Source organism: Neotabrizicola sp. VNH66, assembly GCF_049445895.1.
GTDB lineage: Bacteria > Pseudomonadota > Alphaproteobacteria > Rhodobacterales > Rhodobacteraceae > Pseudogemmobacter.
Map to the genome: position 1 here is coordinate 47183 of NZ_JBMSDW010000005.1, position 26079 is coordinate 73261.

33 protein-coding genes and 1 pseudogene are annotated in these 26079 nt (G+C 65.0%); 6 read left to right on the top strand and 28 right to left on the bottom strand.

Translation table 11 applies throughout. The annotated features are described in order from the left end of the window. Nucleotides 1–28: 28 nt before the first annotated feature. From ACO2Q5_RS08750 to ACO2Q5_RS08775, 6 genes are all read right to left on the bottom strand, one after another. Entirely contained in the window at nucleotides 29–1153 is a 1125-nt protein-coding gene (locus ACO2Q5_RS08750; RefSeq protein ID WP_423290003.1) for a RuBisCO large subunit C-terminal-like domain-containing protein, read from the bottom strand. Beyond that, nucleotides 1150–2151 (bottom strand): transketolase family protein, encoded by a 1002-nt coding sequence (locus ACO2Q5_RS08755; RefSeq protein ID WP_423290005.1) that lies wholly within the window; start codon nucleotides 2149–2151, stop codon nucleotides 1150–1152. The genes ACO2Q5_RS08750 and ACO2Q5_RS08755 overlap by 4 nt, the downstream gene beginning before the upstream one ends. Continuing rightward, nucleotides 2151–3080: a transketolase gene (locus ACO2Q5_RS08760; protein ID WP_423290007.1), complete on the bottom strand. Its 930-nt coding sequence runs from the start codon at nucleotides 3078–3080 to the stop codon at nucleotides 2151–2153. The genes ACO2Q5_RS08755 and ACO2Q5_RS08760 overlap by 1 nt, the downstream gene beginning before the upstream one ends. A 48-nt stretch (nucleotides 3081–3128) precedes the next feature. Beyond that, on the bottom strand, nucleotides 3129–4169 hold the full coding sequence (locus tag ACO2Q5_RS08765; protein WP_423290009.1) for a substrate-binding domain-containing protein: 1041 nt from the start codon (nucleotides 4167–4169) through the stop codon (nucleotides 3129–3131). Between the two features lie 72 nt (nucleotides 4170–4241). Continuing rightward, nucleotides 4242–5258 (bottom strand): ABC transporter permease, encoded by a 1017-nt coding sequence (locus ACO2Q5_RS08770; RefSeq protein ID WP_423290011.1) that lies wholly within the window; start codon nucleotides 5256–5258, stop codon nucleotides 4242–4244. Then, nucleotides 5255–6775, bottom strand: a complete 1521-nt coding sequence (locus ACO2Q5_RS08775; RefSeq protein WP_423290013.1) for a sugar ABC transporter ATP-binding protein — start codon at nucleotides 6773–6775, stop codon at nucleotides 5255–5257. Before ACO2Q5_RS08775 ends, ACO2Q5_RS08770 begins: the two co-directional genes overlap by 4 nt. 119 nt (nucleotides 6776–6894) lie before the next feature. Here ACO2Q5_RS08775 and mtnK point away from each other — a divergent pair, with 119 nt between their 5' ends. Continuing rightward, complete coding sequence (mtnK, locus tag ACO2Q5_RS08780; RefSeq protein ID WP_423290015.1) at nucleotides 6895–8160, top strand: S-methyl-5-thioribose kinase; 1266 nt, start codon at nucleotides 6895–6897, stop codon at nucleotides 8158–8160. Beyond that, nucleotides 8157–9260, top strand: coding sequence for an S-methyl-5-thioribose-1-phosphate isomerase (gene mtnA / locus ACO2Q5_RS08785; RefSeq protein ID WP_423290017.1), 1104 nt, complete (start codon nucleotides 8157–8159; stop codon nucleotides 9258–9260). The genes mtnK and mtnA overlap by 4 nt, the downstream gene beginning before the upstream one ends. Before the next feature lie 325 nt (nucleotides 9261–9585). Here mtnA and ACO2Q5_RS08790 read toward each other — a convergent pair whose 3' ends face one another. Further along, entirely contained in the window at nucleotides 9586–10557 is a 972-nt protein-coding gene (locus tag ACO2Q5_RS08790) for a sugar-binding transcriptional regulator (RefSeq protein ID WP_423290019.1), read from the bottom strand. Nucleotides 10558–10656: 99 nt separating this feature from the next. On the opposite strand from ACO2Q5_RS08790, the gene ACO2Q5_RS08795 reads away from it, so the two are divergent. Then, nucleotides 10657–12717, top strand: a complete 2061-nt coding sequence (locus ACO2Q5_RS08795; protein WP_423290021.1) for a bifunctional aldolase/short-chain dehydrogenase — start codon at nucleotides 10657–10659, stop codon at nucleotides 12715–12717. Between the two features lie 23 nt (nucleotides 12718–12740). Here ACO2Q5_RS08795 and ACO2Q5_RS08800 read toward each other — a convergent pair whose 3' ends face one another. From ACO2Q5_RS08800 to ACO2Q5_RS08880, 17 genes and pseudogenes are all read right to left on the bottom strand, one after another. After that, nucleotides 12741–13811 carry a sensor histidine kinase gene (locus tag ACO2Q5_RS08800; protein WP_423290023.1) on the bottom strand — a complete coding sequence of 357 codons (1071 nt, stop codon included), beginning with the start codon at nucleotides 13809–13811 and terminating at the stop codon, nucleotides 12741–12743. Nucleotides 13812–14145: 334 nt separating this feature from the next. Next, nucleotides 14146–15129, bottom strand: a complete 984-nt coding sequence (locus ACO2Q5_RS08805) for a tyrosine-type recombinase/integrase (RefSeq protein ID WP_423290025.1) — start codon at nucleotides 15127–15129, stop codon at nucleotides 14146–14148. A gap of 35 nt (nucleotides 15130–15164) precedes the next feature. Continuing rightward, nucleotides 15165–15278, bottom strand: a pseudogene (locus tag ACO2Q5_RS08810) (helix-turn-helix domain-containing protein); the annotation flags it as partial. A gap of 1 nt (nucleotide 15279) precedes the next feature. Then, nucleotides 15280–15516, bottom strand: a complete 237-nt coding sequence (locus ACO2Q5_RS08815; protein WP_423290027.1) for a hypothetical protein — start codon at nucleotides 15514–15516, stop codon at nucleotides 15280–15282. Between the two features lie 29 nt (nucleotides 15517–15545). Next, complete coding sequence (locus tag ACO2Q5_RS08820; protein WP_423290029.1) at nucleotides 15546–15896, bottom strand: hypothetical protein; 351 nt, start codon at nucleotides 15894–15896, stop codon at nucleotides 15546–15548. Continuing rightward, nucleotides 15889–16194, bottom strand: a complete 306-nt coding sequence (locus tag ACO2Q5_RS08825) for a hypothetical protein (protein ID WP_423290031.1) — start codon at nucleotides 16192–16194, stop codon at nucleotides 15889–15891. The genes ACO2Q5_RS08820 and ACO2Q5_RS08825 overlap by 8 nt, the downstream gene beginning before the upstream one ends. Nucleotides 16195–16326: 132 nt before the next feature. Beyond that, on the bottom strand, nucleotides 16327–17760 hold the full coding sequence (locus ACO2Q5_RS08830; protein ID WP_423290033.1) for a DNA cytosine methyltransferase: 1434 nt from the start codon (nucleotides 17758–17760) through the stop codon (nucleotides 16327–16329). A gap of 63 nt (nucleotides 17761–17823) precedes the next feature. Then, entirely contained in the window at nucleotides 17824–18120 is a 297-nt protein-coding gene (locus ACO2Q5_RS08835) for a hypothetical protein (RefSeq protein ID WP_423290035.1), read from the bottom strand. Further along, the gene (locus tag ACO2Q5_RS08840) at nucleotides 18120–18371 is read right to left on the bottom strand and encodes a hypothetical protein (RefSeq protein ID WP_423290037.1); all 252 of its coding nucleotides are present in this window, start codon (nucleotides 18369–18371) and stop codon (nucleotides 18120–18122) included. Before ACO2Q5_RS08840 ends, ACO2Q5_RS08835 begins: the two co-directional genes overlap by 1 nt. Next, nucleotides 18371–19039: a hypothetical protein gene (locus ACO2Q5_RS08845; RefSeq protein WP_423290039.1), complete on the bottom strand. Its 669-nt coding sequence runs from the start codon at nucleotides 19037–19039 to the stop codon at nucleotides 18371–18373. The genes ACO2Q5_RS08840 and ACO2Q5_RS08845 overlap by 1 nt, the downstream gene beginning before the upstream one ends. Further along, nucleotides 19036–19302 carry a lipoprotein gene (locus ACO2Q5_RS08850; RefSeq protein ID WP_423290041.1) on the bottom strand — a complete coding sequence of 89 codons (267 nt, stop codon included), beginning with the start codon at nucleotides 19300–19302 and terminating at the stop codon, nucleotides 19036–19038. The genes ACO2Q5_RS08845 and ACO2Q5_RS08850 overlap by 4 nt, the downstream gene beginning before the upstream one ends. Next, the gene (locus ACO2Q5_RS08855) at nucleotides 19299–20114 is read right to left on the bottom strand and encodes a hypothetical protein (protein WP_423290043.1); all 816 of its coding nucleotides are present in this window, start codon (nucleotides 20112–20114) and stop codon (nucleotides 19299–19301) included. Before ACO2Q5_RS08855 ends, ACO2Q5_RS08850 begins: the two co-directional genes overlap by 4 nt. Then, a complete protein-coding gene (locus tag ACO2Q5_RS08860; RefSeq protein ID WP_423290045.1) occupies nucleotides 20114–20893 on the bottom strand; it encodes a hypothetical protein in 780 nt (259 codons plus the stop codon). Before ACO2Q5_RS08860 ends, ACO2Q5_RS08855 begins: the two co-directional genes overlap by 1 nt. After that, entirely contained in the window at nucleotides 20883–21353 is a 471-nt protein-coding gene (locus tag ACO2Q5_RS08865) for an HNH endonuclease (RefSeq protein ID WP_423290047.1), read from the bottom strand. The genes ACO2Q5_RS08860 and ACO2Q5_RS08865 overlap by 11 nt, the downstream gene beginning before the upstream one ends. Next, nucleotides 21343–21729: a hypothetical protein gene (locus tag ACO2Q5_RS08870; protein ID WP_423290049.1), complete on the bottom strand. Its 387-nt coding sequence runs from the start codon at nucleotides 21727–21729 to the stop codon at nucleotides 21343–21345. Before ACO2Q5_RS08870 ends, ACO2Q5_RS08865 begins: the two co-directional genes overlap by 11 nt. A gap of 116 nt (nucleotides 21730–21845) precedes the next feature. Then, nucleotides 21846–22181: a hypothetical protein gene (locus tag ACO2Q5_RS08875; protein ID WP_423290051.1), complete on the bottom strand. Its 336-nt coding sequence runs from the start codon at nucleotides 22179–22181 to the stop codon at nucleotides 21846–21848. Beyond that, nucleotides 22181–22411 (bottom strand): hypothetical protein, encoded by a 231-nt coding sequence (locus ACO2Q5_RS08880; protein WP_423290053.1) that lies wholly within the window; start codon nucleotides 22409–22411, stop codon nucleotides 22181–22183. Before ACO2Q5_RS08880 ends, ACO2Q5_RS08875 begins: the two co-directional genes overlap by 1 nt. A gap of 193 nt (nucleotides 22412–22604) precedes the next feature. Here ACO2Q5_RS08880 and ACO2Q5_RS08885 point away from each other — a divergent pair, with 193 nt between their 5' ends. Beyond that, nucleotides 22605–22853 carry a hypothetical protein gene (locus tag ACO2Q5_RS08885; protein WP_423290055.1) on the top strand — a complete coding sequence of 83 codons (249 nt, stop codon included), beginning with the start codon at nucleotides 22605–22607 and terminating at the stop codon, nucleotides 22851–22853. Here ACO2Q5_RS08885 and ACO2Q5_RS08890 read toward each other — a convergent pair. From ACO2Q5_RS08890 to ACO2Q5_RS08905, 4 genes are all read right to left on the bottom strand, one after another. Continuing rightward, nucleotides 22837–23109 carry a hypothetical protein gene (locus ACO2Q5_RS08890; RefSeq protein ID WP_423290057.1) on the bottom strand — a complete coding sequence of 91 codons (273 nt, stop codon included), beginning with the start codon at nucleotides 23107–23109 and terminating at the stop codon, nucleotides 22837–22839. The genes ACO2Q5_RS08885 and ACO2Q5_RS08890 overlap by 17 nt on opposite strands. A 192-nt stretch (nucleotides 23110–23301) precedes the next feature. Next, nucleotides 23302–24102 carry a DUF1828 domain-containing protein gene (locus ACO2Q5_RS08895; RefSeq protein WP_423290059.1) on the bottom strand — a complete coding sequence of 267 codons (801 nt, stop codon included), beginning with the start codon at nucleotides 24100–24102 and terminating at the stop codon, nucleotides 23302–23304. A gap of 496 nt (nucleotides 24103–24598) precedes the next feature. Then, entirely contained in the window at nucleotides 24599–24811 is a 213-nt protein-coding gene (locus ACO2Q5_RS08900) for a hypothetical protein (protein WP_423290061.1), read from the bottom strand. Nucleotides 24812–25158: 347 nt separating this feature from the next. Continuing rightward, nucleotides 25159–25467 (bottom strand): helix-turn-helix domain-containing protein, encoded by a 309-nt coding sequence (locus ACO2Q5_RS08905; RefSeq protein WP_423290063.1) that lies wholly within the window; start codon nucleotides 25465–25467, stop codon nucleotides 25159–25161. A 93-nt stretch (nucleotides 25468–25560) separates the two neighbouring features. Between ACO2Q5_RS08905 and ACO2Q5_RS08910 the strand changes: the two genes are divergently transcribed. Both ACO2Q5_RS08910 and ACO2Q5_RS08915 read left to right on the top strand, forming a co-directional pair. Continuing rightward, nucleotides 25561–25797, top strand: coding sequence for a helix-turn-helix domain-containing protein (locus ACO2Q5_RS08910; protein WP_423290065.1), 237 nt, complete (start codon nucleotides 25561–25563; stop codon nucleotides 25795–25797). Continuing rightward, complete coding sequence (locus ACO2Q5_RS08915) at nucleotides 25794–26078, top strand: hypothetical protein (protein ID WP_423290067.1); 285 nt, start codon at nucleotides 25794–25796, stop codon at nucleotides 26076–26078. Before ACO2Q5_RS08910 ends, ACO2Q5_RS08915 begins: the two co-directional genes overlap by 4 nt. Nucleotide 26079: the final 1 nt, after the last annotated feature.

The window sequence follows — 26079 nt, forward strand, 5'->3', positions numbered from 1 at the left end:
GCATAGGGTGGCCTTTGCGCAGGGTCTGTCAACCGCCGGTCTGGGCTTTGTCCAGAGCATTGCGCATGGCGGCGACCGCCATGTCGATCCGGCTGGGGTCCTTCAGCAGGCTGCCACCCAAGAGGAAGACCACATCCTTTCCATACATCGCCTGCATGTCGGCAGCGCGCTCGACGCTCATCCCGCCGCCGGGGCTGGGCAGCATCGGCAGGCCGGGGCCGTCCGCGCTGCGGCAGGCCGTGGCGATCTGGGCGCATTCGGCGACGGTAAAGCCGAAACGGCCGCCCACGTTCGGGAAGACCGAAATATCGGCCCCGGCCAGCCGCTGGATCGTGCCGAACAGCACACCATGGTCGAACCCGGTGTCGGGGGCCAGCACGTAAGGCCCCAGAAAGGCCGGATGCGTCATGACCGGCAGGTCCAGCGCGCTATCCCGCGCAATCCGCTCCACCAGACCGAAGCCGAAGAGGCCGGGCATCACCAGAATGCCACCCGCGCCCGCCTCTTTGGCAAAGCGCAGGTTGTCCTCAATCTCCTCCGGCCTGCCCGAAAGATTGGGGAAAAACAGCGCGCGGCGCCCGCTACGGGCGTTCTCTTCAGACACGGCGCGGGCCACAGCCTCGACCCGGGCGCGGAACGGGGCGGTCGGCTGACCGGCCAGCCCGTGATCCTCTTTCACGATATCCGCGCCGCCGCGGACACAGCCGGCAGCCAGCCGGGCGAAATCTTCGGGCGGCAGGCCCATCGGTTTCAGCACGGGCGCGATCATCCCGCCGGTGGCCCCGGTCAGCCGCCGCAATCCTTCGATGCCGAAGCGGGGGCCGGGGTGGCGGGCGGCGACGATGTCCCCAAGGTCGATCCCGGTGACGCGGATGCCCTGCTGGATCGAGGAATTGCCGAAGACCACATTCAGGAGTTGCGTCAGCTCTGCCCCCGCGCTGTCAGGCGAATAGCTGATCATGGCCTGCCAGAGGTCGGGGCCAAGCGGGCTTAGGTCTTCGACCCGGCCGAGGATCTCATCCGCGACATAACCCGCAGGCACCACGGCGCGCGGGATTTCGACCGTCTGTTCCAGCGCGATGCCTTCGGCGCGGGCCAATGCCTCGGCCCGGTCGGCGGCGCGCAGGCGGTAGGTGACGGAAAACCGGCTCACAGCGCCTCGGCCTTCACCAGTGAATGGACGGCATCGACGCGGACCGCCTCCAGCGCGGCCTCGTCGATGCCGGTCTCCTGCCCGGTCAGCCGCTCCACCGCGCGGACAAGGCTCAGCGCGTCCATCCCGTAATGCCGCATCAGATAGGGGCGCGATCCGCCATGGGCATAGGTGTCCTGCAGCCCCAACCGGACCAGACGGCGGGGCAGCCCGGCTTCGGCCAAAGCCTCGGCCACCATGGACCCGATGCCGCCGGTGATAAGGTGGTTTTCCAGCGTGATCACCCCATGCCGGACGGAGGCCGCATGGTCCACGATCTGCGCCGCGTCAAAGGGTTTCAGCGTGTTCAGATGCAGGTGGCGGACGGACACACCGGCCCGGTCCAGCGCCCCGCGGGCGCGGATCGCCTCTTCCGTGGTGATGCCTGCGGTGACGACCAGCACATCCGTCCCTTCGGACAACACCCGCATCCGGCCGATGCGCAAGGGCGTGTCGAACAGCCGCGGCACAGATCCGCGCAGGATGCGGCAATAGACCGGGCCATCGACGGTATCGGCCTCGGCCACGATGCTTTCCACCTCGGTCGCGTCGCCGGTTTCCAGAACGGTCATGTTCGGGATCGTCCGCATGACCGAGATATCCTCGATCGCCTGATGGGTCATGCCGCCGGGGGTGGTGACGCCGGGCAGGAACCCCATCAGCCGCACGCGGCGGCGCGGATAGGCGACCGAGGCCATCAGCTGATCATAGGGCCGCCGATACAGGAACACACCGAAGGAATGCAGGAAGGGCCGGAAGCCCGCCAGCCCAAGACCGCCCGCAAAGGACAGCATGTTCTGTTCCGCCATACCCAGGGACAGGAACTGCCCGGGATGCCGGTCGCGGAAGCCGTCGATCTCACACGAAGAGGTCAGGTCGGCGGAGAGGCACAGAACCTCGGGGTGCTGCACGGCATAGGATTCGAAGGCCGCGGCATAGGGGCGGTTCACCATCTCCATCAGTGGGCCTCCAGCACGACCGCGGGCACGCCCAGTTCGGCGGCAATCTCTGTGTTCATCTTCGCCCGCTCCTCCTCAGACTTGAAGCGGACGTAATGTAGGCGGGGAAAACGGCTCATCAGGCTTTGCATCCCCTGCGCCGGGTGCGAATGGGCCAGCACGATCAGGGGGCGGCCCGGGTGCGGCGTGGCGGCGGCGGCCCGCATCGCGGGCAGGTCATGGGCGTTGCACTCCGCCACCACCGCGCCGAAATCGCGGAACTTGGTGGCGATGTCGCCCACGGTCATCACCTCGTCCATGGCGCCGTCGCATTGCTGGCGGTTCACATCCATGATGGCCCAGAGGTTGTCGATCCCGTGGTGGGCGGCGGCCTGCACCGCCTCCCACGTCTGGCCCTCCTGCACCTCGCCATCCGACATGAAGACGCAGACGCGGCCGGTATGGCCGAGGCGCTTGCGCCCGAAGGCCAGCCCGGCGGCGGTGGAGAGGCCGATGCCAAGGGTGCCGTTGTGCACCTCCATCCCCGGGGAATGTTCGGCGCCGATCATCTCGACCGAGGAGCCGTCCTTGTTGAACATCTCCAGCCCCTCGGGTGCCATGCGGCCGGTCTCGATCAGGCAGGCATAGGCGACAAGGGCGTAATGCGCGGGCGCGATGAACAGCCGGTCATGCACCGCATCGAACGGCCCGTTATAGCCCGCGCCGGTCACATAATCCGGGTTCCCGGCCGAAGGCACCCCACCAAAGGGCGGCGGCACCAGAGGCATGGTCGAAGGGCCGAGGTTCAGCCCCTCATTATACAGAAACGCCAGCTGTTCGGCGGCGGAACAGGCCTGGCTCAGATACCCGCCGTTGTTGCGGATCGTATGTTCGAAGACGCGGGCGCGGATGCCGCGGGCAATATCTTCGGTGGTGCGTTCGTTGCGCAACGGCCTCTCCTGCGGGTGGGGCGGGCCGGTTTCCCGGCCCGTGAAGGTTCAACGTTCCGGCAGCTTGATCCAGGGCGACAGCGCCACCTCGGCATGGGCAAAGGCGGGCATCTTGGCGCCCAGCTCTTCCATGTTCTTGATGTCCAGTTCGTTCAGCTGGGCCTGGGTGATCAGCGTGGGCGGCACGATCACGCTGGCGCCCACCTCTTCCCCGGCCAGAAGCTGGGCCAGCGCCCGGACCGACACCTCACCCACCACGGCGGGGTTGGTGGCGGCGGTGGCCTTCCACGACGACCCGGCCTCACGCATCAGCGCGATGTCGGCGGTGGAAATATCGGCCGAATAGATCGAGACCTGACCGGACATCCCCGCCTCATCCACCGCGATCTTTACCCCTTTGGCGAATTCGTCATAGGGCGCGAACATCACGGTGATGTTCGGATTGGCAGACAGGACCGAGCGCGCCTGATTGGCGACCGAATTCGCAATCGGGTTGTCCAAGGTGCCGAACATGGCCACTTCCTGAATGCCGGGATTGGCGGCCTTCACCTCTTTCCACGTCTCATCCCGCCGGTCCAGCGGCGCGATGCCGGGCACATAGACATAGCCCGCCACCCATTCCGTGCCATTGTCCGCGATGGCCTGTTCCAGCGCCAGCCGGGCCAGGTCGCGGTCAGACTGCTCAATCTGCGGGATGGCGGCATTCTCGACATTCACGTCGAAGGCCACGACCTTGATCCCCGCATCCACCGCGCGCTGGGCGGCCTCTTTCATCGACTCGGTCAGGCCGTGCTGGATGATGATGCCATCGACGCCAAGCGCGATGGCCTGATCCACCATATCGGCCTGAAGCGCGGCATCCTGCCGGCTGTCGAACACCTGAAGATTTACCCCAAGCGCCGCTGCCTGCTTTTCCACGCCCGAGAGATAGGCCTGGAAGAAGTCGCCGGTGGAGAGATAGCGCACAAGTGCGATGTCCACCTGACCGGGGTTGTCGAACGGGGCGGGGGCGGCGTCCTGCGCCAGCGCCAGCCCGGGCAGCAGCGCCACGCTGCCGATCAGTGCCGTGAAAATCCGTCTGGAAATCATGCTATCCTCCCGATTTCTCGTTTCTGTTCGGCGCGCGGCCCCGCTCCTCCCGCAGGGCCGCGCGCCGTTCCGTCAGCCGCGCCCCCGGCCCGTTCGGCCGGACAGCGCGAAAGTGAAGACAAGAGCCACGACCAGCACCGCACCCTTGATGAAATCCTGCGTGTAATAGGGCGCGTTCAGCATGGTCAGGCCCTGCAACAGGATGCCCACGAACAAGGCGCCGATGGCGGTGCCAAAGGCATTGGGCTTGGCCGCGCCCAGAACCGCAAAGCCGATCAGCGCCGCCGCGACACTGTCCAGCAGGAGGTTGTTCCCCGAGGCCACATCGCCGCGCCCCAGTCGGGCCGAGAGAAGGATTCCCCCGACCGATGCCATCACGCCCGAGATGACATAGGCCAGCACCCGGTAGCCCGCGACATTGATCCCAGCCAGCGCAGCGGCCTGCGCATTGGACCCGATGGCATACATGACGCGGCCGTGGCGGGTCAGCTCCAGAAACACCCATGTGATCAGGGCGATGGCCAGCAGGAACACCACCGACAGCGGCACAAGATCCGGCAGGATGAAGTCGATCCGGTGGCGGCCCAGCATCAGGAACTCGGGCGCGAAGGTGCCGGTGGTGGTGCGCCCGTCCGACAGCACCATCCCGGTCGAGATCGAATTCCCCTCGGTCGGGATGCGTTGCAGGCCGACCAGAAGGAACATCATCCCCAAGGTGGCCAAGAGGTCGGGCACCCGCATCCTGACGATCAAGAGCCCGTTGATCAGCCCGACCATGGCGCCCATGCCAAGACACAGAGCCACCGCGGCAAAGGCGCCCATGTCCCAGATCACCATGACATAGGCCGACAGCATCATGGCCGAGGTCGCCACCGCACCGATGGACAGGTCGAACCCGTCCACGACCAGCGTGGCAGTGACGCCAAGCGCCAGAATGCCGGTGATGGCCACCGATTGCAGGATGAAGACCGCGCTTTGCGGCGACAGGAACGCCGGTTTCGCCACTGAAAACACCACGATCAGCCCGGCCATCAGCACCAGAAAACCATAGCGGATGGCCAGATCGGCCCATGAGCCTTGTGTCTTCATGCCTGTCGTCCCATTGCCGTTGCGGGGCCTGCGCCCGCGACCTGTGCCATCAGCAGGCCAAGGTCGATGTTTTCGTTGCGGTGGCTGCCCACCAATGTGTGTTCGCTCATCACCAGAATGCGGTCGGCCACTTCCAGCGCCTCATCGATCTCGGCGCAGAGAACCAGCATGGCACGGTTGCCCGCGCTGTCGCGGATGCGCTGGCCGATGTCATGGCGGGCCTGAATGTCCACGCCCTGAAACGGCTCATCCAGGATCAGCAGGCGGCTCGCCTCGGCCAGCCAGCGGCCGACGACAACCTTTTGCTGATTGCCGCCCGACAGGGTCAGGATGCCGTCGCGCGGCCCCTGACAGACGACGCCCATCTGCGAAATGCTGCGGTCCGCCTGTGCGCGTTCCGAGGAGCGGCGCATCAGCGACAGCAGGCCCGAATGGCGGCGGGTGAAGGGCAGGGTCAGGTTCTTCTGGATGTCGAAGGCGGGCACGACGGCATTGATCAGCCGGTCCTTGGCGGCAAGGAACACGCCCGCCGCCACCGCCTCACCCGCGCTGCGCGGTGCATAGGGCCGGCTGTCCAGTGTCACGCGGCCCGCCGTCGCGGCCTCCAGCCCGAACAAAGCGGCGGCCAGCGCGGATTTGCCCGAACCGACCAAGCCGGTGATCGCCACGACCTCATTCTCATGCAGGGTCAGGTCGAAGGGCCGCGCCTCGGCCTTCAGCTGCAGGCCCTGCGCCTGCAGCACGGGGCGACCGGGCGGAGGGATGGCAATGTCGACCTCGGTGATAGCGTGGCCCAGCATGGCCTGAACCGCGGCGGCATAATCCAGATCCGGCCCCTCAAATACGCCGGACACCTGCCCGTCGCGCATCGACACGATCCGGTCGGCCAGACGGCGGATATCGGACATGCGGTGCGAGATATAAAGGATCGCCACCCCTTCGGCGCGCAGCCGGTCGATCAGCGCATAAAGCCGCTGCGCCTCGGCCAGCGAGAGCGAGGAGGTCGGTTCGTCCAGAATGAGCAGCCGCGGACGGCGCGCCATGGCGCGGGCGATGGCGACCAGCTGCCGGTCAGCCAGCGGCAGGCCCGCCACGGGCCGCGTCACGTCGATCTCCAGCCCGACGGCGGCGGCGATGCGCCGCGCCTCGTCCCGCATCCGGCGCGCGTTCAGGAAGGTGCCCCCGCCCTCGGCCAGCGAATCCAGGAGAAGGTTCGAGGCCACGTCCAGATCGGGCACCACACCATCGTTGATGTTCTGGTGCACAGTGACCACGCCTGCCCGCAGCGCCGCGGCCGGGCCGGGCGGCGCAAAGGGGCGGCCCTCCAGCCGGACCTCACCCGCATCGGCGCGGTGAACGCCGCACAACACCTTGACCAGTGTGGATTTTCCCGCCCCGTTCGCGCCCATCAGCACGGTGACCTGACCGCCCGGCAAATCCAGATCCACGCCGCACAGCACGGCGTTGCGGCCAAAGGCCTTGGCCAGTCCACGGATGGCGACGGCAGGTTCCGGCACGGTGGTTTCCTCTCTCCCGGCCTTCACGCTAGCCGTGTTCAGTCAATTGTCAATACTGTTTGACATATGGCGCATTTGCGAGAATCCTGTTCCCCGAAAGAGGTGCGGGGGAGGATGGGATGACCGCGCAGGACTATGCACCGCTGACGCCAGAGACGCTGGCGGCTCGGCTGGGGGCCTTGCCCGTGCTGGCCGGACTGGTCGGCCCGGCGGAGAGCTGGACCGTGAAAGAGGTGGGCGACGGCAACCTGAACCTTGTGTTCATCGTGACCGGCGCCGCCGGGCAGGCCATCGTGAAACAGGCGCTGCCCTATGTGCGGCTGGTGGGCGAAAGCTGGCCCTTGCCGCTGAAACGGTCGTTCTTCGAATATCATGCGCTGACCCGGCAGGCCGCGCGCGACCCCGGTTCAGTGCCGGAGGTCTGGCACTTTGACGAGGCGCAGGCGATTGTGGTGATGGAGTTTCTGAGCCCGCATGTGATCCTGCGCCATGCGCTGGTCGAGGGGCGGCAGACCGAGGGCCTGGGCGAACGTCTGGGCCTCTTCTGCGCGCGGACTTTGTTCCGAGGCTCGGACCTGTCGATGACGGCGGCCGACCGCAAGGCCGATCTGGCGCTGTTCGCGGGGAATGTCGAATTGTGCGACATCACCGAAAATCTCGTGTTCTCGGACCCTTACTTCGACGCGCCGATGAACCGGCATACGCCCGGGCTGGAACCGGCGGTCGCCCGGCTGCGGGACGATCTGTCGCTGAAGGTGGCGGCGCAGCACCTGAAGCTGGCCTTCTCCAGCCGGGCCGAGACGCTGCTGCATGGCGATCTGCATACCGGATCGGTCATGGTGACCGCCACCGAGACGCGGGTGATCGACCCGGAATTCGCCACCTACGGCCCCATCGGCTTTGATGTGGGCATGCTTATCGCCAATTTCCTGATGGCGCATCTCAGCCAGCCGGGGCATGAGGCCGCGCCGGGCGACCGCGCCGGGATGCAGGGCTGGCTGCTGGGCGTGGTGGAGACGATCTGGGGCACGTTCTGCGAAGAATTCAGCCATCTCTGGCGGACCGAACGGCAGGGCATGCTGTATCAGGCCAGCCTCTATGAAGATCAGGGCCATGCTCTGGCCGCGGAACAGGCGCTTGCCGATGTTCTGGGCATGATCTGGCGGGATACTCTGGGCTTTTGCGGGGTGGAGATGCACCGCCGCATCCTGGGCCTTGCCCATAATGCCGATTTCGAACGGATTGCCGACACCGGCACCCGTGCCGCCTGTGAGGCGCGGGCGCTGGCGATGGGGCGGCAGCTGATGCTGGGGGCGGGGGCGCTGCCGGGCATCGACGCCGTCACCGCCATGGCGCGGCGCATGAACAAGGAGAACCACCTGTGAAAATCGACGGAACCCCCTTTCGCACGATCTGGCGCGATGCTGCGGGCGTGGTGCAGGTGATCGACCAGCGCTGGCTGCCGCATGAGTTGCGGATCGTGCCGCTGCACAGCCGCAATGATTTCGCCGTGGCGATCCGGGACATGTGGGTGCGCGGGGCCCCGTTGATCGGGGCCACGGCGGCCTGGGGCGTGGCGATGCAGATGGCGGACGACCCTTCGGATGCCTCCTTGGCCGAGACATGGGATGTGCTGCACGAAACCCGGCCTACGGCGATCAATCTGCGTTGGGCACTGGACGAGATGCGGCGCGTGCTGGCCCCGCTGCCGCCTGCCGAACGTGCCGCCGCCGCCGCGAAACGCGCCGCCGAGATCTGCGACGAGGATGTGGAGATCAACCGCCAGATCGGGTTGCACGGTCTGGAGATCATCCGGCAGATCGCGGCGAGGAAACCGGGACAGCCGGTGAACATCCTGACCCATTGCAATGCGGGCTGGCTGGCCACGGTGGATTGGGGCACCGCAACCTCGCCCATCTATCACGCGCATGAGGCGGGAATCCCCGTGCATGTCTTCGTGGACGAGACGCGCCCCCGCAATCAGGGCGCGCAGCTGACCGCGTGGGAGCTGAACAGCCACGGCATTCCACATTCGCTGATCGTGGACAACGCGGGCGGCCATCTGATGCAGCACGGCGAGGTGGATATGGTCATCGTCGGCACCGACCGCACCACGGCGCGGGGCGATGTGTGCAACAAGATCGGCACCTATCTGAAGGCTTTGGCGGCGCGGGCGAATGGGGTGCCGTTCTATGTGGCACTGCCCTCGCCCACCATCGACTTCCGGGTGAAGGACGGGGTGCGGGAAATCCCCATCGAGGAGCGCAACGGCGCCGAGGTCACTCTGGTGCAGGGCCGCGCCGCGGATGGCACGATCCAGAGCGTGCAGATCTCGCCTGACGGCACCACCGCCCGCAACCCGGCCTTCGACGTGACCCCGGCCGAGCTGGTGACCGGCCTTCTGACCGAACGTGGTCTGTGCCCCGCGACCGAAGCCGGGATGGAGGCGATGTTCGGCGATCTGAAACGGGCGATGCTGGGCTGACCGCGCGACCCCCACCCCCATCCCCTCCCCACAAGGGGGAGGGGAGGCGCCTGAGGTGGTCGTCGCGTGGCTGACCACGGACCGCGGAGTGACGGTGACGGCAGGGAGGCCGTTGGCGATCCCTGCGGGACGAGCCAAATTCTGGTCTGGCAAGTCCGGCACGTGGCGGGTGCGCTGACTTTTGGGTGAAGGGGGGTGCTGGGCGGCCCCGGCCCTTGCCATGCCGCTTGCCGACTCTTGGCCATGGGCCTGCCGCAACCGCGCCCCGCCGGGCGCCTCCCTCCCCCCTCTGTGGGGGAGGGATGGGGTGGGGGGCGGGAGGGTCTTAGTCCCCGGCCAGCAGCGCCTCGGCCACGCTGGTGCCGGTGACCAGATGGGTGACATAGCCGCCACGGATGGCGGCCTTGGTCGCCGCGACTTTGTCCAGCCCGGGGGTGATGAGGATGCCCATCTCCAGCCCCACCAGCCGGGGCAGGGGAATGCCGATCATCCGTTCCTCCATCGGGCCGTCCATCTGCCGCCCTTCGGCGTCGATGAACCGGCCGCAGATCACCCCCACGGCGCCGCGATCCACATGCCAGTCCAGATCCGCCCGCGTGGCCAGCCCGCTGAGGACGATATGGCTGTCCGATGTGGCGGTGCCGACCGAGAACAACAGCTTGTTCACCGTCTCCAGCTGGTCCAGCTGCGCCTTCAGGATCGGTTCCTGCCGCAGATCCTCGGCCAAAGCGGCGCGCGACAGGATGGCGGGGGCATGCAGGTTGAGGCAGCGCGCATTCAGCCGCTGCGCCAGCCGGGTCGAGCAGGCCTCAGCCGTGAAGCCATAGGGCGTGGCCATCGAACCCACAAGTTGCAGAACGGCCAGATCGGGGATCGGCCGCGCCTCCACTACCTCGGCCAGCTCATAGACGGTGCGGCCCCAGGCCACGCCCAGCCGGTCGCCGGGGGCCAGCAGGTCGGGCAGCCACAAAGCCGCGCCGCGGACCACCCGCAGGAACGCCTCTTCCGGTTCGGCCCCTTCATCGGGGACCACGAAGGCCCCGGCCAGACCGAAGCGGTCCGACAGTTCCACCGCCAGCCGGTGCGTGGTGAAGGCGGGCGCGGCAAGGGTGATGCGGATCAGGCCTTTTTCGCGCGCCTCCTGCAGATAGTTCACCACCGTCGCGCGCGAGATGCCAAGCGCCTCGGCAATCTCCTGCTGGTTGCGGCCGTCGTGGTAATACATCCACGCCACCTGAATGACCGAATTCTCGCCGCTGACCTGCGCCAGATTGCGCCGCCGTGCCGTTCCGCTCATGCGTGATCACCCGATTTCGCCGTTTGACAGATATAACTGACAAAAGTAAAAAAGCCAAGCCGCCCCCGCGGCGATCCATCCCCATAGCAGGAGTGCGCCATGATCGCCAACCGCTGGACCGAAGCCGAGGCGCTGATGCTGCAACAGGCGGCGGGGGACGATCCGCTGGCGCGCGAACTGGCGCTGCGGGTCTATTCCTCGCGGCTGATCGGGCGGGACCCCGATCTGGTGCAGCACGGCGGCGGCAACACCTCGCTGAAATCCACGGCGCGCGATACCTTTGGTGAGGAGGTGCCGGTCCTGCACATCAAAGGCTCGGGCTGGGATCTGGACACGATCGAGGCGAAGGGCATGCCCGCGGTGCGGATGGAGCCGCTGTTGCGGCTGCGCGCGCTGTCCGCGCTGTCGGATGAGGCGATGGTGAATGTCCAGCGCCTGAACCTGATCGATTCTGCGGCGCCCAACCCCTCGGTCGAAACCCTGCTGCATGCATGGATCCCGCACCGCTATGTGGACCACACCCATGCCACCGCCTTCCTTGTGCTGGCGAACCTGCCCGAGGTGGCGGCGGTGACGCGTGAGCTGTTCGGCGACCGGCTGACGCTGGTGCCCTATGTCATGCCGGGTTTTGCTTTGGCCAAAGCGGCAGCCGAGGCATTTGACCGCAACCCGGCGGCAGAGGGGCTGCTGCTGGTGAACCACGGCCATTTCGCATGGGGTCCTGACGCGAAGGCCAGCTACGACAAGATCATCGAACATACCAATCTGGTGGAGGCCTGGCTGGCCGACCGGCGGCCCGCGCCGCTGGTGCCTGCCGCGGCCCTTCCCGTGGCCGATCTGGCGCCGGTGCTTGCCGGATTGCGGGGGGCGCTCGCCTCGGTTCAGGGCGCGGGGGATCCGCTGCCGGTGCTGGACCTGCGCGGCGACGAGGCGGAGCGGGCCTTTGTGGCGCGGGATGATCTGGAACGGCTGGCGACCCGCGGCGTCGCCACTCCCGACCATGTGATCCGCACCAAGGGCGAGGTTCTGGTCCTGCGCCGCGGCGGCCAGTCGCCCGAGGCGATGCGGGGCGCCGTGGCCCGCTATGCCGACCGCTACCGCGCCTATTTCGACACTCATGCCCCCAATGCGGCCGAGAAGAAGACAATGCTCTCGCCCATGCCGGGACTGGTCTGGCTGGAGGGGGCGGGGATCGTGGGGGTGGGCGCCAATGCCGCCGCCGCCCGCATCGCCGCCGATCTGGGCACCCAATCCGCCCGTGTCCGCGCGGATGGAGAGGTCGCGGGCGGCTTCTTCCCCATCGGCGCCGCGGACCTGTTCGATATGGAATACTGGTCGCTGGAACAGGCGAAGCTGGGCAAGGGCAAACCGCCCGCGTTGCAGGGCCGTGTCGTGCTGGTCACCGGCGGGGCCGGGGCCATCGGTCTGGCCACCGCGCGGGCCTTTTCGGCGCAGGGGGCGGCGGTGTTTCTGGTAGACCGGCCCGGCACCGCGCTGGATACAGCGCTGGCGACACTGGGCCGCGATCATGGCGCACACGGCTGTGACATCACCGCCCCCGGCGCCCCGGCCGAGGCGGTGGCGGCCTGCGTCGCGCGGTTCGGCGGGCTGGATATTCTGGTGTCCAACGCGGGCGCCGCGCTGACCGGCGCGGTGGCCACCCTGCCGGACGATCTGCTGCGGCAAAGCTTCGAGCTGAACTTCTTCGCCCATCTGGCCTTTGCGCAGGCGGCGATTGCCGTCTTCCGGGAACAGACCGCCGCCCGCGGCACGCGCGGCGCAGAGCCGGGACAGATCCTGTTCAACGTCTCGAAACAGGCGGTGAACCCGGGCAAGGGCTTTGCCGCCTATGGCCTGCCCAAGGCGACCACCTTCTTCCTGTTGCGGCAACTGGCGCTGGAACTCGGCCCCGAGGGCATCCGCGTGAACGGCATCAACGCCGACCGCATCCGTTCGGGCCTGCTGACGCCCGAGATGATTGCGGCGCGATCCACTGCGCGGGGCGTGGATGAGGCGACCTATATGGCCGGCAACCTTCTGGGCGCCGAGGTCGAAGCCCGCCATGTGGCCGAGGCTTTCGTGATGCTGGCCCGGGCCGAACGCACCACGGCCCATGTCATGACGGTGGACGGCGGCAACATCGAGGCGGCGCTGCGTTAACCCGCCAGGACCGCTGGTCCGGATCAGACCGGGGTGCCCATCGGGAAGGTCAGCCGCGACAGCGTGCCGCCACCCGCGCGGTTGGTCAGCGCCAGCGTGCCGCCCAGCTGCTCGGCAAACTGGCGGGCGATGGACAGGCCAAGGCTGCGCGAGGTCTCGACCGAAAAGCCTTGCGGCAGGCCGGGCCCGTTGTCGCCGATGTCCAGACTGGCCAGCGGCTGCGCCTCTTGCGAGACGCGCAGCCTGATGTCGATTTGCGGCGCCGCGCCCGAGACGGCCCCGTGTTCGATGGCGTTCATCAGAAGCTCGCTGGCGATCAGGCCGAAGGGCACGGCGGCGGCCTCGCTCAGCGTCACAGGATCGGCCTCCAGCCGGACATCCACCGGCTGCCCGGCCCCGGCCGCCTCGACCGTTTCACGGGACAGGCTGCGCAGGAAATCCACCGCATCCACGGTCTGGCTGTCCGGCGCATGCAACAGCCGTTGCAGCCGCGCCACGGTGGCAATGCGCTGCTGTGCATCCTGCAGCGCGGCCTTCGCCTCCGGATCACGGGTGCGTCCGGCCTGCATCCGCAAAAGCGCGGCCACGGTGGACAGGTTGTTCGACACCCGGTGCTGCAGTTCAGAGAACATCAGTTCCCGCTGCCGGGCCTGTTCGCGCGCCCGCCCTTCGGCCCGGACCAGTGCCCGCAGCGTAAGGTTGGTGGCCGAGATGAAGACGATCTCGGTCGTGGTGATGGCGGCGTAAAAGGCCATTGCGACCAGCGCGCCCGGCGCCACGGAAAACGCCCCGGCCGGCGGGATGAACCAGAACCATGCCGCCAGCCCGCAGAGCACAGCCGCCACTGTTCCCGCCGCAGTGCCTGCGAAAACGGTGGTCAGCAGGACCGCGGGAAAAAAGGTCAGGAAGGGAAACCCGGGGGGCAGACTGCCGTCCAGTACATGGCGCAGGCCGGAGGCGATCAGCACCGCCGCGGCGGCAAAGACGACGCGAAAGCCGCGGCTGCGCGGTTTCAGCAGCAGCCGGGCCAGCCATTGCAGCCAGCCGCCCAGATCCGAGGTCCCGCCGGGACCGATGAGTTGCCGATGCGGCATGTCCGCCTTCTTGGTCAGGAATGTCTGGAAATACTGCCCTGCAGACTCCGCGCAACAGGCTGCGGTAGGCAGGCCGAACTTAATCAAATATTTGTGGGGGTAAAGCCCCGCCGTTCCACATCGCGGAAAAGGCGCGGCTTTCAGCCGGAAGTTTCAGCGGAGGCCGTGGCGACCCCGGCAGGACTTGAACCTGCAACCTTTCCCTTAGGAGGGGCTGGCACTGACCGCAGAAATTGGCGAAATGTGCCGAAAGAGCATACCCTGCACAGGCTGAATGCAGAAATGTTCCACATATGTCCGGTTGCGCAGGTCCGCTGAACCAAAGAGCATTCCCTCAAAATTCCAGCGCGCCCGCGGCCTTCCGCAGATAAGCCGGGCTGAACTTCGCATAGGTGCTGCGTGTCACGTTCGGGTTTGTGTGCCCAAGGTAGGACGCGATTTCCTCGATAGGAACCCCTGCCTCTGCCATAAGGCGGCCAGCGGTCCGGCGCAGATCGTGCGGGGTGCAGTGGTCAATGCCTGATCGAATGACGGCGGCATTGAAGCCGGTTTTGATCGACCCGACCTGTCTACCGGCATACTCCACCACATAATCCGACAGCGCCATGCGCTTTGCCTCGGACAGGGCAACAAGCAGCGTATCGTTCACGGGCACGGTGGCGCGGCCTTTCTTGGGGCCAATATCGCTGGTGGAAAGATTGATTATCCGACGCTGCAAGTCTACCTGCCGCCATGTCAGCTCAAGTATGGCGCCGATCCTCCCGGCAGTGGTCAGCATTAATAGCATGGCAAGCCTGATATGCGGGTCTTGCGCGGCGTCCAGCAGCTTCGCAACATCCTCGCGGGTCAGGTATCGGTCGCGAGGTGGTGGCATTTGTGGCAGTTCGACCTTCGGTGCAATTGGTATCAGGCGGGCGGTCTGCGCCCATTTCAGTGCGGCGCGCAGGCAGGCCAGTTCAGTTCTGATCGTGGCTTCCTTACGGCCTAGTGTGCGTCTGCGGGCCATGTATGCCCGGCAGTCCTCTGCGGTGATCTGCTCGGCGGCAAGATGGCCCAAGACAGGCAAGACGTTCTTGCCGCTCGCTTGCAGCTTGCCTGCCTGCCGCCGCTCCCCCATTTCTGCCTGATATGCACCCCACAGCTGCGCCACCGTCATTCCGACCGGCGGCGCAGTCTCGCGCAGGATTAAATCTCGGGCTTCACGCTCCGCGTCCTTGGCCGTGAGTGCGTCAAGACGATAACGCCTGCGCTTGCCTGTGTCGTCCGTCCATGTGACGACGTGTCGTCCGTTGAGGCGTCCAAGCCGATACTGCCGCACTCGTAAGCCTCCCGGCTCTGATCTGTCACGCGATATGCCTTACCCACGACGAAGGCAGGGAGTCGTCCGCTGCGGATCATTGCCCGCACAGTCTCCCCGGAGCAACCCCATCGCTCGGCCAGCTGGTCTGGCGTCCACGGTTTGCCCATGTCACTCCCCCTTTCCTGCGGTGCGGGCGGCTTCGATCATCGCTTGGCATTGTCCCGCGCAGAGCCACACATCGCCGTAGTCCATGGCGGCGATCAGCACGGCGCCCCAGATCATCCCGGCCCAGAATGAGCGGGGCCAGTAAGACTTAGGCTTGTCGTATTTTTTCAGGGCGGCCCGAAGGGCGGCCTCAATATCTGTATCGGTGGCATTCTTCAGGCTGAGATTGTAGTCGATCATCCCTTCACCATCCCATCTTTGCCAGCGCGTCAGAACACATCGTCAAGCTCCCCCTCTGGCAGCGGGTTTGCCTCCCGATAGGCTGTCACCATGGCAATAACTTGCCCGATGCCGCCAAGCGCATCTGCGCCTTCCTCGCCGCTTCCCATGTCCATCACGAGATTTCGGGCCAGCAGCAGTTCCAGTTCGGCAATGCGCTCCGCAGCGGTTTCCCGTTCCGTCGTCCATTGATAAGCGGCGTCGATATGCTCCTCGATCCGGTCAAGGGCGGTCTGGATCGCCTCGGTGCCTTCTGCCCGGCAAGCGGAGCGGAGTGCGTTCCAGTCGGCCAGCATGCCGGGCACCTTGCGGCGGCCGAAGCGCGGGGTGTTGTCAGCCATTGGTGCCCCCGATTTTCGCCAGCGCGGCGCGGGCGACGGTGATTGCCCGGTCCACGCCGTCCACGGTGTTGTGCCATCCCTCAAGCCCGTTCCCGTGATGATGCGCGAACACAAGGGTGCGTGAGCGGTCTGTCAGCAGGGCAAGCGCCGCCCGCACCTCTCCCAGCGTCTCACCGTGCAGGGCGAGGTATTCCGCTCCCTCGCCAACGATGGATTGCGCCGTCTCCCACTGGCCCATGTTCGGGTTGACCTCCCAAGCCCATGCGGTGATTCGGTCAGGCATCGTGTTATCGGTCATTTGTCTTTTCCTTGCTGGATGGCCACACGAAAACAGCCCACGCGCCGCACTTCGGGCACGTCACGGGCTGGCCTGTCATCCGCTTGCCGGTCCAGCCACAGCAAGCGCGGGCGACGGGTTGTCGGGTCTCGGTCATCTCATTCTCCAAATAGGCTCAGCTGCTCTGCCGCCGGCGCCTTGGCCGGCGGCTTCCAGATCCATGCGGCCGAGGCCATGGGCAGCTGCGAGAGTGCGCCACGCATATCCTGCGACCAGCGGATGAACGCCGTTTCCGAGCAACCGCAAAGCGCGTGACCTGGCGGCCAGCCCATCAGCCATTCCACGAAACGCGGGTTCAAGCGCCTCTTGCCACCGCTGGCCGCCCATCGCTTCCAGATCGCGCGCCCATAGGTAGAGATCACGAACCGACGCAGCTGGCGCCAAGTCTCGCGCGGTGGAAAGAGTGAAGGCCCAGGCGGCGGCATCATCGGGGCGGGGGGGGTGAATCCATGGGCGACCGCGTTCGGCAGTTGGTCCATGTGCAGGCGGCCCGTCCCGTTCGTCAGATGGTCGGGGCTGTTCTCGCCCTTGTGGTCCCGCGCCGCCGGGGTGGGCCAGTTCTTGGCAGCATCGCCTAGATACATCGGGGTCGTGGTCTGTCCGGCCTTTTCCTTCCGGCCTCTCATCACCTTTGCCACCGTGGACGCATCCCGGTCGAAATCTGTTGCGGTCGCTGTCGGCCAGACCTCCCCCAGCCTCGGGGTGCCGTCCTCCAGAAACGCGCATTTCATCGGCCATTGCGCCACCTTCTGGGTGAGCGACGACCCCGACATGCCCTCGGTTATCCCTGTGCCGCCCCGGTTGCTGTCCGAGGCGCTTGGCGTGGTCCATGTCGCCGCTTCCCAGCCCAGACAGCGGTTGCCCGCCGCCGCTGTTGCCACCTGTCCCGATCCCCTCGGGTTCACATCGTGGGCCAGAGGTGTTGCCGAGCTTTGGGCCGCTTCCTGAAGGTCCGGGCAGCCCGCCCCTCGGGCTTCCCGATTCGAGTTCGCGCCCCCGGTCATCGCCTTGGCGGTAGGCCAAGATGAAGAGTCGTTCGCGTTCATGCGGCGCGCTTGTTTCAGCCGCCGTGAAGAGGCCAGCCGCAGGCGTGAAACCCATGTCCCATAGGGTTCGCAGCACGGTTTCACCGCCAAGGCTGACATGTCCCGAGACATTTTCGAGGAAGATGAATCTGAGGTGTTGGCCGAGTTCTCGGGCGACCCGTGCGACCTCAGGCCATAGGTGTCGTTCATCATTTTCACCCTCTCGTTTCCCGGCGCTGCTGAAAGGCTGACACGGGTATCCGGCGAGAAGGGTGTCGATTGTCCCGGCAAGGGGTGTTGCATCAAAGCTGGTGAGATCATCCCAGATGGGGGCCGGTGCGAAGTATCCGGCGCGCTGGGCGGCGATGAGGACGGAACGGGGATATTCATCCCATTCAACAAAACATCTGGTGTGAAAATCTGGTTCGGCCAGCTGGACACCAAGATCAAGGCCTCCGCCCCCTGCGCAGAGAGAGAGTCCATTTCGGGGAGGTAGCACCATGTCATTGGCCCCTCCGGCGCATGACTCCGCTGGGCTCGCAGCCGATCAGGACGCGCAGTGCCGTCATCCCTGCTTCTCCTGTGCGATGGCGGTGAGGGCTGCTTGCAGGGCGTCGTGCCCGCAGTTGCAATGAACAGGTTCCCGATATTTTCGGTGGATACGGCAGTCCTCGTCGTGCCCGCCACCGTCACGCTCCTTCGCCACCTCCACCAGCGCCGCGATTTCCGGCAGGGCCAGCGCCTGTTCCAGCGTGGGTGGCAGATCGGCGCGGCGGTATTCGGTCATGTTCTTGAAGCATGGCGTCCTCTGCCATGTTGCCCCCGGCCCCTTGTCGATCCAAATGCGTTCCGGCATGTCCATCACGCACCGCCTTTCTTAAAGCTATCCGGAGCGTCCGGGGCGAGGTTGCGCCAAGCAGCCAAGTCGTGCTGCAATCCCGGCAATCGAGCCGCCGCGCTTTCCAGATAGGCGGTCAGCCATGCAGGGGTGCTTTTGACAGACAAGGCCCGAGCAAGGGCCTGATCAATTGCGGCCTGTGCGCCGCATACTCTTGCAACCTGCATGTTGCGGCGGTGATATTCGGTCGCGTAGTAAGCATCTGCCGGGTTCATCACTCACCGCCTTTCTCGGCCAGCGCGGCGAGGATGCGGGCTTCGTAGTCGGCTTGGGCTGCGGCCATTGCAAGAGTGCGGCTGTCGTGTCGGGAGAACCCATCTTTCCACGCAACCCCCTGCTTGTGCGGGCGTGACAGTTGCCAGCATTCGAATTCACCTAGCCAAGAAACTTGGTATTGGCCGAGAATGCAGTTCGATTGACGGTATGACTTGGCTTCCTCACCTTTCCACACCAGCGGCTTGACCTTCACCGCCTCCCGCCGCGCCTCTGCCTTGACGGCTTCCGGAGCGGACGCGCCTTCGGGGGTGATCAGGGCGCGGATGGCGTCAGCGATTGTCTTTAGGTTGCCTTGCACCAAGTCTTTGGCAGCAACCTTGTCCTCGAATGTCTCTATGCGGATATGATCAGCTAGGGCCATATCCATGAGTATTTCATCGGACCAGATTTCAATTTGCTCGTCGTGGAATATATCCGCCGCCCGTTCCAGCGCCGCCGTCTCTGCCGCTGCGAGTTGCTGGCGGAGGGCGGTGAGCACGTCTGCGGCCTTGCTAGCCGCGGATTGCATTTCATCCGGGTTTGCCCGCGCCAATCGACACATGGCCGCGTGGTCTTTCATCAGATCGGCTTGCAGCGCATCCAGCGCCTCGTTGCTCAGGTCGGTCATGATGCACCCCCTATCCTGACCGCAACGAAGCTGTCGCGGTACGTGAATTTCCCCGAGTGATGAATGTCGGTGCCGACGGTAGTTGTGGTCTTTCGACCGTCGCACTGTATCACGATGAGCCGGTCGATCTCCTTGTATTCACCGAGATCGCTCATGACGCAGCCATCCGGCATCGTCCGATTGATGCGGTCTCGCTGCTCTTCCTCGGTCTCGCAGGCAGCAAGGAAGAGTGCTGCGGACAGGGCGGTGATGATGCGCTTCATTCCGCACCGCCTTTCCGGGCGCGCAGGGCGGTGATGAAGGCCCGCAACTGGTCGCTATCGAACGTCACGCTGAACGGGTGTTTCCAGCCGCCACTGTAGATGTCCGGGACGGACGCGCCTTCTCGGATATAAGCGCCAACATCTGCGACCATTTTCCGCAGATCGCGCTCATCCAGTTCCGCATCCGGCGGCGTGGCGTAGTCCTCCATCGCCGCTTGGATATAGGCCCAGCGGTTTTCTTCCCGTTCCGTTTGGACCTGCGCTGCCAGATCTCGCGTTTTCCTATCGGACGCATGGAATAGCGCCATTGCGTCATCACGCTCCGCCTCAACCTCCGCGACACGGGCCAGCGCGGCGTCACGCTCGGCCTCGGCTTTCTCGGCGCGCTGATGGCTGCGCACCATTGCTGCAACGGCTACCTCATTCTGCCGTCTGACCTCTGCCACCTCCCCCCGCAGGCTCTCCGCGTCGGAGGGGTGGGTGTAGAGATACTGAAATTCTACGTCTATATCGCGTTCAGGGTCGAACCATGAAGGCGGGCGTTTCTGAACGTTCCATTTCCCGCCATCAAAGCGATACCGACATGCCACCGGCTCTGCCTCCACGGTGGGGGCTTGCTGCGCGGCCGATGACGGCAAACCGGCTTGATGTGAGCCGATGGGGGTTCCGCTCGCATCAACGGCGGGGGCGGGCAATAGAGCTGCGGTTATTGCCCGGAAGAGTCCTGCCGAAACAGTGATGTTGTCCTCGTCCATCCGGTGCGCATATTTCGCTGCTGCGGCTTCAGCCCGGCTGATCAGATCGTCGCTCATCACATCATCCCCTTGAGCTTCATGACCGCCTGCTGATCTGCGGGCAGTTCGGCATTCATTGCGCGGGCGAGGATGGCTGCGTCCTCGCCCATCCTGTCGATGTTGCAGCGGTGGACCGTGAAGGTGATTGCGGCCACCCACGGGTTCGCGTCCCATGCCTCGGGGCCGTACAGGCTGTTCCAGACGCAGCGATAAGCAAAGGCGGCGGTCGGCCCCCATTGGGGCTGGTCGCGCTCCTCCTGCGTCAAACCCCAGCCCTTCCGCGTCCCCGGCGCGATCCAGACGCCGCCGATGTCAGGCGAGCAGCCATTTTCTTCAGCATACCGTAGTGCCCACTCGTGGTCGGCGTCGGTCGGCTCCTGTCTCTCGATCCCCTCTGCCACTGCGTCCGCCTCGCTGATTTCCTGCAACCGCTGCACCCGCACATCGGTGACGGTCAGCGTCAGGCGCGAGGCCCAGCGGGGCATGTGGATTGGGCTGCGCCAACGGATCACGCTTTCACCGTCGGCGCGGTAGATGATGTTGGCGCATCCGGGGTGACCGCCGAAGAATGTCTCCCGCACCCATAGCCGGTCGCCGGGGGCGTAGCGCGGGCCGAGGCCGATCCGGTCATTCGCCCAATCGTCTAGTAGGCAGTCTCCGCTCACACGGTCGGTGATCCACCACGCGCCGCTGCATTCATAAGGTGCGGGCTTCAGCACCCGCCGCGTCTGCGACTTTTGGCCGGACAAAAGAGCCCGAACCATGGCCGCCGAGAAGATGATGGGTTTATCGGCCATGACCATACCTCGCTGCATGCATTGCCGGAGAGTGAAGTCGCGCGTGATCGGTCTGGCTCATAAGCTCAAGGTTGGAGGGATCGTTGTTGCCTTTGTCCTCGTCCCGGTGATGAACAATCTCGTCGTCGCGCAGCTTGCGACCCAAATGCCGCTCCATAACCATGCGATGTTCCAATCGTTCACCCTCGGGTGTCCAAACGAGCCAATAGCCGTCTTTTCTGCGCCGCCGGCCGCCGTTCCATGCCGGGTTTGCCTCTCCTGAAAGGCGGCCTTTCCTCTGCCTGGCGGCGCGGCGCTGGACGCCTTCTCGATCCAAAGCCTTTGCCAGTGTCGGGCGGCTCACGCCATATGAGACGGCCAGTTCGGCCAACGTCTCACCTGAGAGATACCGCGCCGCGATCTCTGCATCTGGGAGAGCGATCACGCGCTCTGCGTTGTGCTTCGCAACGTCATACCGCATGTCGGCGCCCATCCAGCAAGGCCCGCACCATCTGCGCGGAGAAGATGATCGGACGGTCAGTCATGGGGGCCTCCTCCCGCAGCGCGCGCATGGCTGCGGTCGTCTCGCGGATCGTGGCGGGCGCGGTGCCGGGCGGGCAGAAGGTGTAATCCGTCACGCCCAGATTGCGCGCCATCTGCCGGGCCTGACCCTCACTCGCGCAGGGCCAGCTGCGGCCTGTCTTGGAACAGTGCACCTCAAAGGCATCGTCCGGCGTTTGCAGCTCGTCCCAGTCGGGCGCATCCCAGCAGTCGCAACAGGTCAGCTGGTTTTCCGGCGTCAGGCGCAGTTCAGCCTGCCAGCCGGCGCGGTAGCAAAAGGAGCATTCGTCGCACATTGGCTTTGTCCTGAGAAAAAGCCCCCGGCCGCCGCCCGTGAGTGGTGGCAGTTGCGAACGGCGAACCGGGGGCAGGTGAAGCGCGGGCGAGACAGGCAGACGGCCCGCGCGGTTATTCATTCCGCCGCAATGGCGGCAGGCATCGGCAAAGTCGCGGGGTGGACCCGGCGGTGACTGCGCCATGCACCCCGCAGGATCGCGTCGGCCCAGTCGGCGTGGGCCAGCCCGACCGGCCAATCCTCGTGGCGGCGGTCAGATTTCATGGGGGAGAGGGTGTCTTGGTGGTCCCGTTCCGCGCACTGGAGCGTCTCGATTTCGACCGCGTATTCCTCGGCGCGCTGGTGGTTTCCGGCGGTGGCATGGCCGCGCATCAGGGCCGCGCGGGTCTCGATGTTCCGGCGGGGCGACCAGCCTTCGCGGATATTGGCGAGGGCGACGGGAATGGGGTCCATCAGCAGGCCCCGACGTAGGGCTGCACGGCATCCACTTCGCAGTCGCGGATCACCGGCAGATCGAAGGGGCCGCGGGGATAGGCCGTGCGGTTGTGGCAGGGACCGATCACCGACGGCAGCGCGGGCGGCGCCTGAAGCGAGATCGGTTTCGCGCGGCCGAAGCGGAAATCCTCAAGGATCTTCGCAGCGATCACCGCGCCGTAGGGGTGGGCAATGAAATCGGGGGCCATAAGTTGCTCTCCATCTATCCGGCAGGCCTTGGCTTTCGCTTCGTCGCTGCTCTGTGAGAATGAAGTTGGCATATAGCGAACATCTTTTCAAGACGGAAAGTTAGCAAATGGCGAACTTTATTGCCCCCGCCCGTCAGCCGTGCCAGAATCACTCGGCCAGCGATGGGCTGGCCTGAAGGGTCAGGGGGCGGGGATGAAGCGAGACATGGGGTTGATGATCAGGCTTGCGCAGCAGGCGGCGGATCCGCGGTTCGGCGCGCACCTGCTATTGCTGCGGGACGCGGGCTACCTGGATGAGTTCAACCAGCTGACCGAGACGGGCAGGGCTTTTGTTGCCGGGGCAGAGGCCGCGGGCATGGGAAAGCCCTGCGCAACGGCAGGGCTGTTCGAGGCGCTGAATGAGGGAGCGAAGCGCGGTCAGGCCATCACGTTTTTGCGCTGAGACCTTTGCGGAGGTGGTCGCAGAAGGCGTTTGCGATATCCGCGAATCTGGGCTCAGCAGCGGTCTCGCGGTCGATTTGGAACTTGGCAATCACCTCTTCAATTTTTTCCCTTGGTCCGGTGAGGGTGAGCAGTCTCTCAAAGAATATGAAGCTGAGGCGCAAGTGGGCATCAAACAGAGCGTTCTGGTCGTCCCGGCTGCGCTCCAGAGACTCAATACGGGCTTTTAGATCGGCAATATCTTCCTGATCTGACATTCGAATCCCCATCATCTTCGGTTGTGGCGGCCAGATGATGGGGCGGCGCCGGGGGTTGAGTCCAGCCTCCGGCGCGCACGGTCGGTGCTGTCTGTTCCGACCCAGTGGGGCGGTGGTGCATGGTGCCGAGCCGGTGTGGGAGAGCCCGCCGGGGGGGGGGCGGGCTGGCTAGGCGTCCCATCTGCGTAAAGTTCAGTGGGTGCGGGCGTTTATATCGGCAGACGATTTTCCTATCAGCCCGAGGACGCGGCCTGTCCACTCGTCACTTGCCCCATCCAGGACGGCCATCGGAAGTCCGCGATTGGTTGCGGTGTTTAGGCGACGATCCGTCACCCTTCCTTTGCGTCGATCCACAACCGCGATGATTGGGGAGTCGCTTTCGTCGGACGCCTGATAATCAACCAGGGCATCCATGAGACGCAAATCTCCACCGGCTGCAAAAATTCTCGCAACCTTGATCCCGGTCTGAGTGTCGCGGATGACAATGTCGGGGCCACTCAGGTCTGCTGGTCTGCCGTCGTCAGTGATTGCGAGGCCCGGAGGGAGCTTAGCACAGAGTTCGCGCCTCACATCGTCAGCAAAAGACGCCGCGACATTCTCCCTACTGAGCAGAGCCAGGTCACGTGTTCTGATCATTGCGGAAATAAAGTGAAGAGCGGCCGACCCAATCTCACCTTCAGCGACAGGCTCTGACCTGATCGTCAGGTCCTCATCGTAGCGGACGCCCTCGTCGGTCAGCATCCCCCTGAGGAGCCCCTCCCGAACGGGAGACTTCAGATCCAGCCCGCTTGCAATTGCCGCCGGCAACGTCATCCCGTCGTCTTCCAGCGTGAAAGTTCCGTTTCCTTGGTCAACCAGGTAGAAAGAGAGGAGGTCTCCATCAGGCATGACAAAGCCCGTGCTGACGGCGTAACCGATCGGCACGGGTGTTATTTCCAGAGAGCCGCACATCACACTTTTGAGTGCAGCATTCAGCCCTTGGATCGCGCTCACAGCGCCATCTCCTCTTGGTCAATAATCGGATCGGTGCGGAAAAAGGAACCGGCGGCCTTGCAGAACAGAGCTTTGGTCCAGCCAGATCTCCGACGTCGATATCGCCTATGGTCTGGCAGAGTATAGGGCATTTTTAAGGAATCTGCACCGCATTGATCAGAAAGTTGATCGCAGTGCGCATGGATGTGAACGCCCCCGCCGTTCTTTCCTGGCTGGTCCTCGAAGCGCATAATGGCTACCGGCAGCCCTGACGCTGGCACCTTGATAAGAAACGCTTTCCACCTCCCGTAGGCTGGAGAGGCTTCGATCAGGAGCCTGAACTTTCTTCCGTCCTCACAAGAGAGGACAAAGCATCGCCACTCCCACCTCGCGGCGGCGGGTCGAGTGTTGGGGTAGGCGCTGTATCGAGGGGGTAAGTCTTCAGCTTTCCATCCGGTATCTCGCACGATCTGCTTCCTAACGATCAGATCGTCCCGAACGAAACTAAGCCCCATCGTCATCCCTGCACCCTCATCCTCTCCACCACGCGCCGCAGGATCTCCACCTCGGCCTCATCCTTCGCTTTCGACCGGGACAGCTGCGCGATCATCTCCAACACCACCTCTTCCCGCCCCTCGGGCGTCTTGACCAACCCCTGCACCAGCTCCGCGATCATGCGGGCCGCGGCATCGAGGGCGGCTTCAGTGGTGATGTGGGGCGGGGCGCTCATGCCAGATTGTTCCCCACCTGACCGCGATTCTGCAACCACCGCGCGCACCCCGCTCTGGCCAGCGCATCCCGATTCACCACAACATCTGGCCCACCGTCCGAGGCTTCGGACCGCCGCGCCCCGTCGCCTCAACCTATGCGGCTAGTGTTCACGTTTCGTTCGTGGTAAATGTGAGCTGCCAGGCACTGATCGGAAGCTCGGCCCCGCGCCTCGAAGCCCCTGCCTAAGAATTGAGACAGCCGCCTGCCAGCGGTGACAGTGATGGGGGAAGAGGATGGATGATCAGCTATTCTTGGAAGTAATGAAGCGGCTGACCCAAGAACAGCAGGAGGATGTCTTGCGCCAGATCAGGACTGCTTGGCGAGCAAGCCAAGGGCGGCTTTCTGGATCGCAAGCCGATCAGCGTCCTCCAGCTGCGACATAACTTCCATGTGTGCGTGCAAAGCTGCCGCTTTTTGTTCCGTCAGCGTGCCCTCGTAAAGCTCAAAAACCTCGACCTTGAGAGCGTCGGCCAACCGGAGCACCAAGCCAGCGCCCGGGGTCTTCTTCCCGGTTTCAAGTTCAGAGATATAGCCCTTCGATACGCCAACCATCTCACCGAGCTGCTCGCCGGTGATGCCGCGCTTCTTCCGGAGGTATCTGATCCGAAGTCCCATGTTCGCATGGTGCCACCTTTTGCGAACATTGCCTAATCGCACAGAGCGAACTTCTGCTTGCACAAATGTTCGCTCTGTGCCAACTTCTGCGGCATGACCCAGCTTCGTTCCTACATCGACAAAACCGGCATCAGGCAGGCCGCTTTGGCTGGCGCGCTCGGCATATCCAAGGGGTATATGAGCGAGCTCGTCAGCGGAGATAAATCTCCCGGCCGAGAGCTTGCCGTGAAGATCGAGCGCGCCACTTTCGGCGCCGTTCCTGTGCAATCGTGGGATCATCCCCCTGCACATGACCACGCGATCCCATCAAATCAAGGGGATCGCTCATGACCCTACCGAACGTGGCTTCGTTCTTCGGTCTGACCGCAGCTTCCGCAGGTCCAGACCTCATCGTGCACACCCATACCCTCCCATCCCGGTGTCTGGACCCGCGAGGTTCTCCGAAGCGCGTGCTGCCCACAGGCAGGGCAAGGCTGACCGGGAAGCGGCTTGGGATCGGCATTCGCCCCTTCAAGATCTGCAATGCGTCTCTCCAGCGCCTCGATCCGCGCAGGGAGGGCTTTGAGCGTTTTCCAGACCGGCACCTGATCAAGGACTTTCAGAATGTCTGAA